The sequence below is a fragment of the Crocinitomicaceae bacterium genome (assembly GCA_016708105.1).
Taxonomy (GTDB): domain Bacteria; phylum Bacteroidota; class Bacteroidia; order Flavobacteriales_D; family Crocinitomicaceae; genus JADJGJ01.
The window spans coordinates 187,185-200,589 of sequence record JADJGJ010000001.1 but is presented as its reverse complement, the minus strand read 5'-3'; the positions used below and the strand labels follow the sequence as shown (position 1 = coordinate 200,589).

Here is a 13,405-nt window from a genome sequence, read left to right as displayed (position 1 = left end):
CAAAAATATTTTAAAATGACTGTGATATCAGCCATAAAAGCACACTGCACGAATACCCCAGAATAATTATTTACCGAACTAGAGGCCATAGCTTTTACTAATGTCCTTAAACATAATTTTAAACGCCTTTTCATACCAGCTTTTTTTTGGTCCAGAATAATAAATCCAGAAGTTGTGTTTCTCAAAGAAACCGATAGTACGAGCATCACTTAATTGTACAATCATAGAGAGATTGTATGTGCCACATCGGCTGTTTCGGAGTAGGCAATATGTTGGATCTTCTGATTTGATTTTCTCGCTAATTTCATCTGACGTTAAAATCTCAAACGGAAAAGGATACACTGATTCTATAAAACTCTTATCTACCCTGTCCTGAATAAATTTGTCCTGGATTATTAAAATCTTTTCATTCATGTTAATCTCATCATGCAAAGTAACCTGCAATGGACTTGGAGCAGTAACAGCGTGTTTCGGTGAAAAGTTTTCTCCCTTTTCAATTCGTTTCAAAAAATCCTGTATCATCCTAAGATTGAATCCCATTTCGTGCTCGTATAAATGAAATTCTGACAATGCCCTAAGCGGCATCAGAAAATTATCTTTACCAGTAAAATAAGCAATTTCTCCATCACTTATTTGCGAAATTGTATTCTCATTTACTTCTTCTCCTCTGAATATCTGAAGGTAGCTCAAGGTCATGGTGGAAGTAGATCCAACTCCACCACCTTCAATTGTTGATGTTCGAAACGCAAATAGATAATCGATAAAATAATTATTCGGATCCTGAATTTTAGAACCTACTTCTTTGTAATTTATAAATTCAAACTCTGAAAAATACCATTCACTTTCCATAGAACTTTTCAAACTCGTACAAAAAGAATCCAATGCGGTATTTCCAGAATTTTCGTACATCACTACATACAGCGTACTTTTTTTCAACGCAGCAATATCCGTGGGTGTCCACTTTGTAAATTGAGACATCCCTTTAAAACTGATTAAAATCAATGTTAGGCCAATGGTAATTTTATATTTCATAAGAATTAGATTAATGAGATTCCAAATGTAAAATAATTCAGTTGTTCCCATCATGAGTTGTATCATGGTTTTTTAAGAGTGAATCCATTCTGACCTCTTTTAAATTAAATATTGTCGGTAATCCTTTTAATTTATTCAAACAAAATTTTATTCATCATTATTTCGCATCTCCGTTAAAAATAACCTCACCTTAAAAATTCCATGCACTCATTCTATGATTCCGTGATAAATTTTTATCAACGTGATTTGAACAGAGACAGGAATTTTTTCAGAAACTTTTTTTCAACATACGTCAGCTTATCTGCATGTGCCAAAATTTCGGCAATGCGAAAATGAAAATCAGTTTTACCAACAAAAATTTTCGTTCAGTAGTTCATGAAATAATTGTAAACAAAATAGCTGGTATCAGTTTATTAAATATACTTGAACAAGCAAAGAGAAATTTTATTGATCACAAAAAAATATTGCAATTAAGATTATGGCATTCATTGAAAAAAAACTAAAATCACCCATGTCAATCAAAGTTTTGAAACCGGTTAAGTATGAAGATGCATTAGAAGCTAGTCTTGCCTATTTTGAGAACGATGATTTGGCAGCAACCACCTGGCTAAATAAATATGCCATGCGGAATGAGAAAGGCGAGTTACTAGAAAAAACTCCTGATGACATGCACCGCAGAATGGCAGTAGAATTTGCGCGCATAGAAGAGAAGTACAGACATAATATGTATCTCAACGGCAGTGCAAAACTAAGATCAGAATACGGTCAACAACGTGAAGATTTGGTGGAAGGAAATATCTACCAACTGTTCAAAGATTTTAACTACATCATTCCACAAGGCAGTGTGATGAGCGCTCTGGGTAATCCGCACATGATTGCCAGTTTGAGTAATTGTGTCGTGTTACCAAACATTCATGATAGCTACGGTGGAGTAATGTACACTGATCAGCAACTCACGCAACTGTTTAAAAGACGTTGCGGTGTTGGAGTTGACTTGAGTACTCTTCGTCCTGCGGGAATGAGCGTGAGTAATGCTGCGGGCACAACAAGTGGTGCTGTTAGTTTTATGGAACGCTTCAGCAACACAACCCGTGAAGTTGCACAAAACGGACGCAGAGGTGCATTGATGCTCACTATGGATATCGCTCACCCTGATGTAGAAAATTTCATCACCATCAAACAAGATCTCAAAAAAGTAACCGGCGCAAATATTTCTGTGCGTCTTAGTGATGAATTCATGAAAGCCGTTGCTGAAGATACCGAGTACACGCATCGTTGGCCTATTGATAGTGCTGAACCTAAAATTACAAAAACCGTGCGCGCCCGTGAATTGTGGGACACCATCATTCAATGTGCTCACAATACCGCTGAACCGGGATTAATTTTTTGGGATAGACAACATTATTACAGCACCTCTTCAATGTATCCTGAATTTAAAAATGCGTCAACTAATCCTTGTTCTGAAATTGCCATGCAAGGGGGTGACAGTTGTCGTTTAATTGCCGTGAACTTATACTCGTTTGTTGAGGCTCCGTTTACTAAACAAGCTAAATTTAATTTTGATAAATTCTATCGCTATACCTACGAAGCACAACGTCTGCAAGATGATTTAGTGGATCTTGAATTGGAATCCATCGAACGCATCATGAATAAAATTGATACGGATCCTGAACCTGATTACGTGAAGGATGTTGAACGTCAAACATGGCAACTGCTTTATGATTTTGGTAAACGCGGCCGCCGCACCGGACTTGGTTTTACCGCATTGGGCGATACACTTGCAGCACTTGGATTAAAATATGATTCTGAAACTTCAATTGGAACCATTGACAAAATCATGGCTAAAAAATTAGAAGCTGAATTTGACAGTTCAGTGGATATGGCAATTGAACGTGGAAAATTTGCTGACTTTGAACCGGACGTAGAAATTCAATCTGAGTTTGTTCAAATGATGGAAAAAGAATTTCCTGAATTGTATCAACGCATGATGCGTCACGGAAGAAGGAATATCAGCATTTCTACTGTTGCGCCAACCGGCACGCTCAGTATGCTTGCTCGCACCTCATCAGGCATTGAACCGGTGTTTTTACTCAGTTATACACGCCGGAGAAAAGTAAATCCTAATTCACCTAATGCGCAAGTGAGTTTTGTAGATGACATGGGTGATAAATGGGAAGAGTTCACTGTATACCATCCGAAACTTAAAAACTGGATGGAAATTTCCGGTGAAAAAAATGAAGAAGCTAGTCCGTATTACGGTTCAACTGCCAACGAAATTGATTGGATTAAACGTATAGAAATTCAGGCTGTAGTACAAAAATATGTTACTCACAGTATCAGCAGTACAATCAATCTGCCATCTGATGTTACCTTGCGTGAAGTAGGTGATATTTATTTAGAAGCATGGAAAAAAGGCTTGAAAGGAATTACGGTATATCGTGAAGGAAGTCGTTCAGGTGTTTTAGTTGATACTAAAAAAACTGAGCAATTTGATTCAGATGAAATCGTTGAAACTAAGGCACCATCGCGCCCTGAACGTCTCATGGCAAAAGTGGTACGCTTCAATAATGAAAATGAAAAATGGATTGGCGTAGTTGGTTTGCTCAATGGTCGTCCGTATGAAATTTTTACCGGTAAAGCTGAAGATTCTTTTTATCTGCCTGCTTATGTAAAAGATGGTTGGGTAATTAAAAATCGTGAAGAGTCCGGCGCATCAAGATATGATTTTCAATACATGGACAAAGATGGTTTCCGCGTAACGATTGAAGGATTATCAAGATCATTCAATAAAGAATATTGGAACTATGCAAAATTAATTTCTGGCGTATTGCGTCATGGTATGCCTATTTTAAGTGTAGTTGAATTGATTGAAGATTTGAATCTTTACTCTGACCACATGAATACATGGAAAAATGGCGTACTCAGAACATTGAAACAATTTATTCCGGACGGAACCAAAGCCACTGATAAATCATGCCCAAGTTGCGGTGATGCTGAAGGCTTGGTTTATGAAGAGGGTTGCCTCAATTGCAAAAGTTGCGGACACAGCAAGTGCGGATAAATCAAACGATAATTCAGCAAGGGGCTGATCATACTAAATGAAAAAAATGGCGAGTGGTGAAATCTGCTCGCCATTTTTTTTTCTCAGTAAAACCACAAATTTTCTGCCCATGATTTTTTTGTAAATTCGCTGAAATTTAATCTGCCCTGATTAGGCAACAAATAACTATCTTACCTCAACCTTAAATCATATATACCATGAAATTTTTTCTCTTCTCATTACTTTGTATTATTACGCTGAGCACACAAGCCCAAGATTTTCAAAAATGGATCAGCACAGGAAACATAGAAAAACTGCAAGCTTGGTATGAGAAAGGTGGAAATTTTGAAACCTACATGGGAATTGAATTTTTCATGCAATCGCCCGGAGAAAGTGCATGGATATATTTTGAAATGCATCCCATGGTTTACGCTGTTGCAAAAAATCAACATGCCATTGCTGAATTTTATCTCTCACATGAAAATGAAATGATTGAAGCAGGTGTTTGGGATGATGCCGTTAGCCAAGCCTTTATTGTTTCCATCTCTTCTAAGAATGAAAATTTTGCAACTAAGCTATACGCCTTACAACCTGACTTGGAAGTGACGTGTGAACCATGCAGAAATGCAAGTGCGCTTTTTGTTGCGGCCGCTTACGCATCTGAAAAATGGTTTTTTGAATTGGCAGATAAATCTTCCCTGAGTATTCGCAATGATAATGGCGCGCACTTATTGCACGCCGCAGTAGAAGGTGGATCATTGCCTATTATTCAGTATCTGATTGAACACGATTTTTCATTGGATGGCGAAGACAATTATGGAAGAAATGCACTTGACTACGCAATTATGGATTCTAATATGTTGACCTTCCAATACCTTTACTCCCTGAAAGCGCCTGCAAGTGATCAAATCTGGTATTCCCTTGCAACCGGAGGAAATTTTGAAATTTATTCTCTAATCAAAGACAGTTTGAATAAAAATGATCTGCAATTCTCAAATGAAAATAATCAATGGCCGCTGAATTATGCCGTAAATTATAATTATACTAAAATTGTTATAGACATGGTGAGCATCATGAAAGAAGAAATTGCTGCAAGTGATTTCATGTATTTTGACGGAACCATCATGGATTTTGCAGACGTACACATTTTATATCTCACCATACTCAACGAAAATAAAATAACCTACGAAGCTATTCTTGATCTTTGCCATTTTGTTAATGTTGGTAATGAAGATCCTGAATACATTCGCTTTAATGAATTTTATAGAAAGAAAGCAATCAAAGTATTTGGAAAAGATTTTGTTGAAGAGATGGATGAAAAATATGCAGTGAGTTGGTATTAATTGAACATATCTTATCACGTGACAAAGTAGCGCATTTTAGTCTACGAAAATTCAACCTCAACAAAATACCCATCATGCTTGCGCACGTTGAGCACTCGGCCTTGATCAAATAATAAATATTGTCCTTTTATTCCGGTTAAAACGCCTTCAACCAAATTTGTTTTATCAAAACTCAAACTGTTTACTTTATTTGGAAATTCCAAAACCGGGTAATGAATCTCTGTGATGGTATCATCTTCTGACATGTATTGAGCAAGATCAGCAGGAAGAATGCCTTCAATTTGCCATTTTTCATGTACCAAATCAAAATCACCCAATTCATTTTTCAGCATGGCTTGCCAACTTGTTTTATCTGTGAAACATTGTTTGAGTGCTACTTCAATATCTCCTGCAATTTTTCGGTACGGTGTTTCTGCAAGTTTAATGGCATAAGACGCACCTTGATCAATCCAGCGCGTAGGAATTTGCGACACCCTGGTAACTCCAACTTTCAATGCAGACGCCACTGCAAGATAAACAATGTGAGGTTGAACATGATGTGATAATTCCCATTCCGGGTCACGCCCTTTACCCAAATGACCTTCACATAATTCAGGATTAATAATGCACGGACTTGCTTCAGGAGATTTCATAAAACAATCATAACAAAATCCCTGGGCGAATAATTTTTTAACGAATCTTCTGCATGCTTGACAACGCGTTTTCCCCGTAAAAGTTAATTTGATTTTTTTTCCAATCTGCGCATTCAAATCAATTTCCCCACCTTCAATTTCCATCCAATACGCAACGTGCGAATTCAGATTTGTTTTTAATTTTTTAAATTCTATTTCCATAGCTTAGGCAAATTCTTTTCAAGCGTGATGAGTAGCATCAGATAAAACAATCTCGTGCGTGATTTCAAAGTTAGAATTTACTTTTTTATGCCAACATATAATGTTCAACACACATCTGAAAAATAGTTCAAAAAACCGTAATTATAGCATAGAATATTTATTTTAGACAATTGGGCAGCATTTCTAAAAATCCAACGCACTTATCATAGTTTAGTTGATAATAATTCACGCCAAGATTAATTCTTTCATAATACTGCTTCTGATTGTTTTTATAATATTCTTCTGAAGGTATTTTCCAAAAATCACGTCCCAATTTTTCAGCAACAAACCACTTTTCAATTAATCTGGCTGCTCTACCGTTTCCATCTCTGAACGGATGTATATGTGCAAATTTCAAATGAAGGAGAGACGCGAAATAAAAGACATCACTATCACTTAGGTTTGATAAAATTAATTCGTTCAAATCCTGAAATAATAATTTCATTTCTCTTTCCACGAATTCTGGCTCAACTGCCAAATAAACCAATCCTGCCGTGCCAAACACACCCACCGGTTCAACGCGATACTTTCCCCTTTTGCTCTTTATCAGAAAAGTATCAGAAAATATTTTATGGCAATTCAATAAATTTTTTTCATTCAGAACATTAGTTTGAGCATATTCATACGCCTCTATCAAATTCTCTATTTCATCAATTTCCTTTACTGATTTGAATTTGTCTTTATTCATTTCATAATTCATAAAAGAATTTAAATCAACACTATTTCCCTCAATATTAGATGAATAAACTGCTGATGCTTTAGTAAGATACTCGAATCCACCGCGATTTTCCGAAAAATCGAAACCCTTAATCAAGCTAGAAATCTCAATCCCTTTAGCCTCTCTGTATGCGTCCAAATATTTCCTTTCAGTTATTCTCATTCAATCATGTCATTTATATAGGTTATTCCAATTTTTTGTCATAGCACTGAATTAACCTGATCACTCCAATCCAACCTGCCTGATTAAAATTAATCAATTATATCATTTCAGTGCAGATTTTTTTTGAAGATTTTACGAAGTGAATTTGAGGTAGAAAATTGCGGTGTGAAATTTATCGAAGCTGAGGTGATAAGCCTGCATTGATCAGACAGATATTGGAGAGGAGCAATTTATAATCGGAAATTGATTTTGTCTTGGTGATTTTAAATATACGTACATGCACCAAGAACTTTTCATTTATCAGTAGGATAAAATGATTTTGTTATTTCAATTTGTCCTACAATATTGTTATTAAACTCTTCAAGTTCTTCTGCGGGAATCCACAGCTCATTGTGTATTTGCTTGCCAACATTTTGTATTTCAAATTTTTTTAAATACTCCTTATTCACATCAAATTTCCGGCTCCCCCAAACGTTTTCGTAAAAATCAACAGCTGTTGTCTCAAAGAAGGAATTTATTTATCAGCTTGTTTAACGCCAAATTTTTTCACTCCGTAATGATGGATTCTTATCAGGTCATCTTTCGCTGTATTGCTCAGTTTGTATTTACTCATTGAGCAAGTCCTTTGATTGCTTTAAAATTTGGACACGAGAATCTGATGTGAAACCATTTCGTTCCGCCTTCTCAAGTTTCAATCTAATCCAATCAATTTCTCTTTGCTGACTTCTAGCTTGTCTGATTAAATCGTTAACAAGCTCACTCTTGCTTGAATATTCTTTATTGTCAATTTGACTTTTTAACCACTCGTCGTTCGGTTCGGTAAGTGATATACTTTGTCGTCTCATATTGATTTATGTTCTGGTGTAAATATACACCAATTGCAATTGCATATTTCAGCCGATTTTCGGGTGATTATGGCACTAACGACTACGCAACACAATTTAACAACAGAAATTTGCGTGGCGCGGTAATGAAATTTGAACAGACAAAACACAACATTACATTATTATCCCCTATGTTGTGTAAGTTTATGCCTGCGGTAGGGTTAAAAGCTCTTTTTGTTCCCAAACGTCCGAAATAGAGTATGTCATCTTGCACAATCCAAGGGCTCACTGCGCTGTTGTCATGTTGAGGATAATAGTCATTCAAGCCGTATACAGCCTCGTCCGTTGGTCAAAATGGTAATCGAGTGCATTCCGCCGTTTGCTGAAAAATTTTTCCAATGACCGATAAATTCTGGACAGACCTTTGTTACTCGTTTTCCCTTTTGGCAAGAAGCAAGTCCGACTGCAAGAATTATTATACAAATGATTTTCATACTGTTGGTTTCAGATTGACTAACGATTCTGTGACACCGTTATTTTAAACATGACAATTGTTTTTCCATCGAGATTAATAAAAGTGTTTTCTAAAATTAATTTTTGCCTTTAGTTCCGACCCGCTAATGGGAGCCGGAATTTATTTAATACACGAAACTTATAATTACTTACAAAACCCTGATAACCTTAATCTTGAATTCCGAGAAAACAGAGTTAAAAGAAACAATATGAGAATGATGTTTAGTAATTTCATTGAACTGGTTGTTTACCAAAAACCCAAACTCAATTATCCACCATCTCCAACTCCCCGGCAAATTTTCTGCTTACAATTTTATTAGGTTTTTTTTCTGTAGAGCTATTCTTGCAGAAGACGGCAGATTTTTCCATCATCACGCCTAGGCGTTTTCCTAATAAATCATATTCCTTTTTCAGATACACAGCTTTTTGTTCAGAGATGTATTTACAATCAAGGGCAGTATCAATCCAATGTTGTGTTTCATGTTGTTCACCATCGGCATCTGTCAGTTTACTAATAAAATGTTTAGGATATTTTCTTTTGGCCCACGACTCAGCAATTTGCGCCCCAATTGACCGTGACGATCTCCGCACCTGATCAGTTAATGAATATTTTTCTTCCGTTGGAAAAGATTTTGTAGTCTCAAAAATCTCCTGCGCCAAACGTCTTGCATGCTTATAAACCTCCAACTCCCGATAACTCGTAACATACCCCATAAAACAAGTTTTTCTATTTGATAATCACAAAACTAGTATTTCAATCTCCAAAAAAATCTCCCACCTCAAAAAAAATCTAAAGCCATACCAAAACCACCGTCATACCGCAACCACCGACCTACCGACACACCGACCTACCGACCTACCGACACACCGACCTACCGAAACCACCGACCTACCGACACACCGACACACCGACCTACCGCAAACACCGTCATACCGCAACCACCGACCTACCGACACACCGACCTACCGCAACCACCGACCTACCGACACACCGACCTACCGAAACCACCGTCATACCGAAACCACCGTCATACCGCAACCACAGTCATACCGCAACCACAGTCATACCGCAACTACCGACCTACCGACACACCGACCTACCGAAACCAAAGTCATACCGCAACCACCGACCTACCGACACACCGACCTACCGAAACCAAAGTCATACCGCAACCACCGACCTACCGACACACCGACCTACCGCAACCACAGTCATACCGCAACCACCGACCTACCGAAACCACCGTCATACCGAAACCACCGACCTACCGACACACCGACCTACCGAAACCACAGTCATACCGCAACCACAGTCATACCGCAACCACCGACCTACCGACACACCGACCTACCGAAACCACAGTCATACCGAAACCACCGTCATTCCGCAACCACAGTCATACCGAAACCACAGTCATACCGAAACCACCGACCTACCGCAACCACAGTCATACCGCAACTACCGACCTACCGACACACCGACCTACCGAAACCACCGACCTACCGCAACCACAGTCATACCGCAACCACCTTGTTAAATGTCCCTAAAAAACCCCAACCATTCCCCCTTCCCAACAAACCAGCCAAAAATATTCCTTAACTTCGTGCCTGCGCAATGAATCTGTTTGAACATATCGGCCGATTTTTCATCATGCTACGTTCAGTGTTTTCCAGACCTGAAAAGTGGAAAGTTTTTCGCAAAAGATTTTTTAACGAAGTAGACTATATTGTCATCAACTCCATTCCTCTTGTTGCATTTCTTTCTGTTTTCATGGGGGCCGTTATCAGTCTGCAAACTGCGTCTAACATGAGCTCTCCTTTGTTGCCTTCTTATACCATTGGTTATATCACGCGTCAGTCAACTATACTTGAATTTTCTCCAACAATTATCTCTCTGATTATTGCCGGTAAAGTTGGATCTAACATTGCTTCTGAAATTGGAACCATGCGCGTAACCGAACAAATTGATGCCCTTGAAATTATGGGTGTAAACTCCATTGGTTTTCTCATGCTTCCAAAAATTTTGGCTACCATGATTTTTTTTCCATTCGTTGTCATTGTTTCAATGGTGCTGAGTTTGATAGGAGGATGGGTAGCCGGGGTGCAAAGCGGATTATACTCTACTGAGACTTATGTACACGGAGTAAAAGCATTTTGGGATATAGATTCTGATGGCCTCTACTACGCACTGACTAAAACTGTTGTCTTTGCTTTTATTCTAACTGCTATTCCAAGTTACTACGGATACTACACGCGTGGAGGTGCCCTTGAAGTTGGAAGATCAAGTACAAAATCTGTGGTCGCATCTTCTGTTGCAATTCTGCTTGCTAATTATGTGCTAACTCAACTCATTCTGATCTGACGTCATGGTAGAGGTAATCAACGTAAATAAAACTTTTGCCGGTACACAGGTACTGTATGATATCTCAGCCAAATTTGAGCCGGGCAGAATGAATCTCATCATTGGTGCTTCTGGTCAGGGTAAATCTGTATTGGCAAAATGCATTGTTGGTTTGCACGAAGTGGATTCTGGACAAGTGCTTTATGATGGTCGTGATTTTTCTGCCATGGAGCGAAGAGAAAGAACCGTAATCCGAAAAGAAATTGGTATGCTGTTCCAAGGCAGTGCCCTGTTTGATTCACTTACTGTGCTTGAAAATGTCATGTTTCCTTTGCGTATGTTTACGAATATGACAGAAGCTGAAATGCGTGAGCGTGCATCGTTTTGTCTGACTCGTGTAAATATTATTGGAAAAGATCATTTACTACCTGCTGAATGTTCTGGTGGAATGCAAAAGCGAATTGGCATTGCGCGCGCTATTTCCATGAATCCAAAATACTTGTTTTGCGACGAACCAAATTCTGGTCTTGATCCTAAAACGTCTATCGTGATTGATAACCTGATTCGCGAATTAACGTACGAGTATAAAATGACAACTATTGTAATTACCCATGATATGAACTCTGTAATGGAAGTTGGTGATCACATCATTTTCATCAATCAGGGAAGAAAAGACTGGGAAGGAACAAATAAAGAAATTATCAGAACAAATAATGAGGAGGTTGTAAGTTTTGTTTACGCCTCTAGTTTCATGAAAAACTTGAGAGAGAAGTTAATTAACAGTTAAAACAAACAACCATGAGCGAAGAAGAGAAAAAAACCTTCATTGACCCTTCTGCATTAAAAGGTAACACACCTTCTAATCCAGCAGGAACTGAAGGAGGAGGAAAGAAAAGAGATGGAATCTACATTGTAATTATTCTGCTTTTATTAATTGCAGGCGGTTACATGGGCTACCTAATTTCTGAAAAAAATAAATCACTTAACGTGTGTGATAATGAGAAACAGGAGCTAATCACGGAAATGGAAGCACTCAATGAAATGATGCACGACGAAGGTCTGGCAATTGGTGAAAATCTCAGACAAAATTTGGAAAACATGTTGTCTCAATACAATGACATGGAAATTTCAAATCAACAAATGTCTGACAGTATTCAGTTGCAGAAAGATAAAATTGCAACACTCATTCAAGAACTGGATGATGCAAAAGGAGACCGAAAACATTACATGAGTAAGGTGTACATGCTACAGAAAGAAACAGAAACGCTGCGCAATATCATGAAAGATTATATCAGAACTATTGACTCACTCAACCAAGTGAATCAAGGTTTGGTTGTTGATTTGGACAATACCCGTAGTGACTTGAATAATGTGACTACTGAACGTGATGACTACAAAACGCAGTCTGAACAGTTAACAGAAAAAGTAAACAAAGGATCCAAACTTTCTGCATTCAGTTTCTTGACCGAAGGGATTAAGGAGCGCAGTTCAGGTTCATATAAAGAAACTGACCGCGCTTCAGGTTGTACTCATATCCGTTCTTGTTTTACTTTAGGTGAAAATACCATTGCAACACCCGGTGATAAAACAGTGTATATGCGTATCATCACTCCGGGTGGATCAGTGCTTGCAAGTAGCAATAACAACACATTTAAATCAGGTGATCAATCATTGCTATACTCTGATAAAAAAGTAGTCAATTATCAAAATCAGCAAATTGATGTGTGTATTTTCCACAAACTGACTGAAACTATTGATAAGGGAAATTATACTTGCCAAATTTATTGTGAAGGCGCCATGATTGGTACCAACAATTTTGTGCTTAAATAATATTGAATTTTATTTTGGCGGAATAAAGAATATAAAATTAATCTGATGCGCTTTTACCTTCTGATTATTCTCATTCCGCTAACCGAAGCAGCATTTTCTCAAAAAGACTCGTCGTTTTACCGCGACGAGTTTTTTCATTTTTGGCAAGAGCAAGATGCACATTTCAAGAGTAAAGAATTATCACCATTGCCGAAAAAAATGCGGAAAAAATTTCCCGGCCATCAGCATTTCAATTTTAGTATCAACTATGTGGTAACGGCGCACTTTGAGCGCATTGAAAGTACAGATACAATTATCATGAAAACCTCTGCAGATACTGAAAAAAAATACGTGCACTATGCACTCGTTCGTTTCAGTTTACATGATGCTCCTTGTTCATTATATGTATACCAAAGTCTTTCATTGAGAGAAATTGAAGAATATAAAAATCATCTCTTCATTCCTTTCCGCGATGCAACAAACGGAAATGAAACGTATGGTGCCGGACGCTACATTGATCTTCTCATTCCGAATTCAGATTCTATTGTCATCAATTTTAACCACGCGTACAATCCTTATTGTGCTTATACTGATGGTTATTTTTGTCCGATACCCCCAAAAGAAAATACCTTGAAAATTGAAATCAAAGCCGGCGCAAAAATTCCGCTGGAAACTGCAAATCATTGAGAAGTTTCATTCATAAAAAAAGGCTCAGAATTTTTTCCTGAGCCTTTATTATTTTTGTGTTCTT

At 37.8% G+C, this 13,405-nt stretch carries 11 protein-coding genes; 6 read left to right on the top strand and 5 right to left on the bottom strand.

Annotated features, from left to right (window positions below):
* Nucleotides 1-78: 78 nt before the first annotated feature.
* On the bottom strand, nucleotides 79-1,032 hold the full coding sequence (locus IPH66_00800) for a hypothetical protein (GenBank protein MBK7127891.1): 954 nt from the start codon (nucleotides 1,030-1,032) through the stop codon (nucleotides 79-81).
* Between the two features lie 478 nt (nucleotides 1,033-1,510).
* On the opposite strand from IPH66_00800, the gene IPH66_00795 reads away from it, so the two are divergent.
* Both IPH66_00795 and IPH66_00790 read left to right on the top strand, forming a co-directional pair.
* Nucleotides 1,511-4,093, top strand: a complete 2,583-nt coding sequence (locus IPH66_00795; GenBank protein MBK7127890.1) for an adenosylcobalamin-dependent ribonucleoside-diphosphate reductase — start codon at nucleotides 1,511-1,513, stop codon at nucleotides 4,091-4,093.
* A gap of 197 nt (nucleotides 4,094-4,290) precedes the next feature.
* On the top strand, nucleotides 4,291-5,415 hold the full coding sequence (locus tag IPH66_00790; protein MBK7127889.1) for an ankyrin repeat domain-containing protein: 1,125 nt from the start codon (nucleotides 4,291-4,293) through the stop codon (nucleotides 5,413-5,415).
* Nucleotides 5,416-5,456: 41 nt separating this feature from the next.
* On the opposite strand, the gene IPH66_00785 is transcribed toward IPH66_00790, so the two are convergent.
* The 4 genes from IPH66_00785 to IPH66_00770 all read right to left on the bottom strand — a co-directional run bounded on the left by IPH66_00785 (nucleotide 5,457) and on the right by IPH66_00770 (nucleotide 9,218).
* On the bottom strand, nucleotides 5,457-6,248 hold the full coding sequence (locus tag IPH66_00785) for a DUF2797 domain-containing protein (protein MBK7127888.1): 792 nt from the start codon (nucleotides 6,246-6,248) through the stop codon (nucleotides 5,457-5,459).
* A gap of 157 nt (nucleotides 6,249-6,405) precedes the next feature.
* Nucleotides 6,406-7,143, bottom strand: coding sequence for a Fic family protein (locus tag IPH66_00780; GenBank protein ID MBK7127887.1), 738 nt, complete (start codon nucleotides 7,141-7,143; stop codon nucleotides 6,406-6,408).
* Nucleotides 7,144-7,772: 629 nt separating this feature from the next.
* Nucleotides 7,773-8,012 (bottom strand): CopG family transcriptional regulator, encoded by a 240-nt coding sequence (locus IPH66_00775; GenBank protein MBK7127886.1) that lies wholly within the window; start codon nucleotides 8,010-8,012, stop codon nucleotides 7,773-7,775.
* 756 nt (nucleotides 8,013-8,768) lie between these two features.
* Nucleotides 8,769-9,218: a four helix bundle protein gene (locus IPH66_00770; protein ID MBK7127885.1), complete on the bottom strand. Its 450-nt coding sequence runs from the start codon at nucleotides 9,216-9,218 to the stop codon at nucleotides 8,769-8,771.
* A gap of 901 nt (nucleotides 9,219-10,119) precedes the next feature.
* Between IPH66_00770 and IPH66_00765 the strand changes: the two genes are divergently transcribed.
* Genes IPH66_00765 through IPH66_00750 form a run of 4 tightly spaced genes read left to right on the top strand, consistent with a single transcriptional unit; the run spans nucleotide 10,120 to nucleotide 13,341 of the window.
* The gene (locus IPH66_00765; GenBank protein ID MBK7127884.1) at nucleotides 10,120-10,866 is read left to right on the top strand and encodes an ABC transporter permease; all 747 of its coding nucleotides are present in this window, start codon (nucleotides 10,120-10,122) and stop codon (nucleotides 10,864-10,866) included.
* 4 nt (nucleotides 10,867-10,870) lie between these two features.
* Nucleotides 10,871-11,632: an ATP-binding cassette domain-containing protein gene (locus tag IPH66_00760; GenBank protein MBK7127883.1), complete on the top strand. Its 762-nt coding sequence runs from the start codon at nucleotides 10,871-10,873 to the stop codon at nucleotides 11,630-11,632.
* Between the two features lie 11 nt (nucleotides 11,633-11,643).
* Nucleotides 11,644-12,675 (top strand): hypothetical protein, encoded by a 1,032-nt coding sequence (locus IPH66_00755; protein MBK7127882.1) that lies wholly within the window; start codon nucleotides 11,644-11,646, stop codon nucleotides 12,673-12,675.
* Between the two features lie 45 nt (nucleotides 12,676-12,720).
* Nucleotides 12,721-13,341, top strand: coding sequence for a DUF1684 domain-containing protein (locus IPH66_00750; protein MBK7127881.1), 621 nt, complete (start codon nucleotides 12,721-12,723; stop codon nucleotides 13,339-13,341).
* The last annotated feature ends 64 nt before the right edge of the window (nucleotides 13,342-13,405 follow it).

Bases quoted from the DNA above. Each gene is read 5' to 3' on its own strand.
- IPH66_00800 (MBK7127891.1), bottom strand. From the start codon at position 1,032: ATGAAATATAAAATTACCATTGGCCTAACATTGATTTTAATCAGTTTT.
- IPH66_00795 (MBK7127890.1), top strand. From the start codon at position 1,511: ATGGCATTCATTGAAAAAAAACTAAAATCACCCATGTCAATCAAAGTT.
- IPH66_00790 (MBK7127889.1), top strand. From the start codon at position 4,291: ATGAAATTTTTTCTCTTCTCATTACTTTGTATTATTACGCTGAGCACA.
- IPH66_00785 (MBK7127888.1), bottom strand. From the start codon at position 6,248: ATGGAAATAGAATTTAAAAAATTAAAAACAAATCTGAATTCGCACGTT.
- IPH66_00775 (MBK7127886.1), bottom strand. From the start codon at position 8,012: ATGAGACGACAAAGTATATCACTTACCGAACCGAACGACGAGTGGTTA.
- IPH66_00770 (MBK7127885.1), bottom strand. From the start codon at position 9,218: ATGGGGTATGTTACGAGTTATCGGGAGTTGGAGGTTTATAAGCATGCA.
- IPH66_00765 (MBK7127884.1), top strand. From the start codon at position 10,120: ATGAATCTGTTTGAACATATCGGCCGATTTTTCATCATGCTACGTTCA.
- IPH66_00760 (MBK7127883.1), top strand. From the start codon at position 10,871: ATGGTAGAGGTAATCAACGTAAATAAAACTTTTGCCGGTACACAGGTA.
- IPH66_00755 (MBK7127882.1), top strand. From the start codon at position 11,644: ATGAGCGAAGAAGAGAAAAAAACCTTCATTGACCCTTCTGCATTAAAA.
- IPH66_00750 (MBK7127881.1), top strand. From the start codon at position 12,721: ATGCGCTTTTACCTTCTGATTATTCTCATTCCGCTAACCGAAGCAGCA.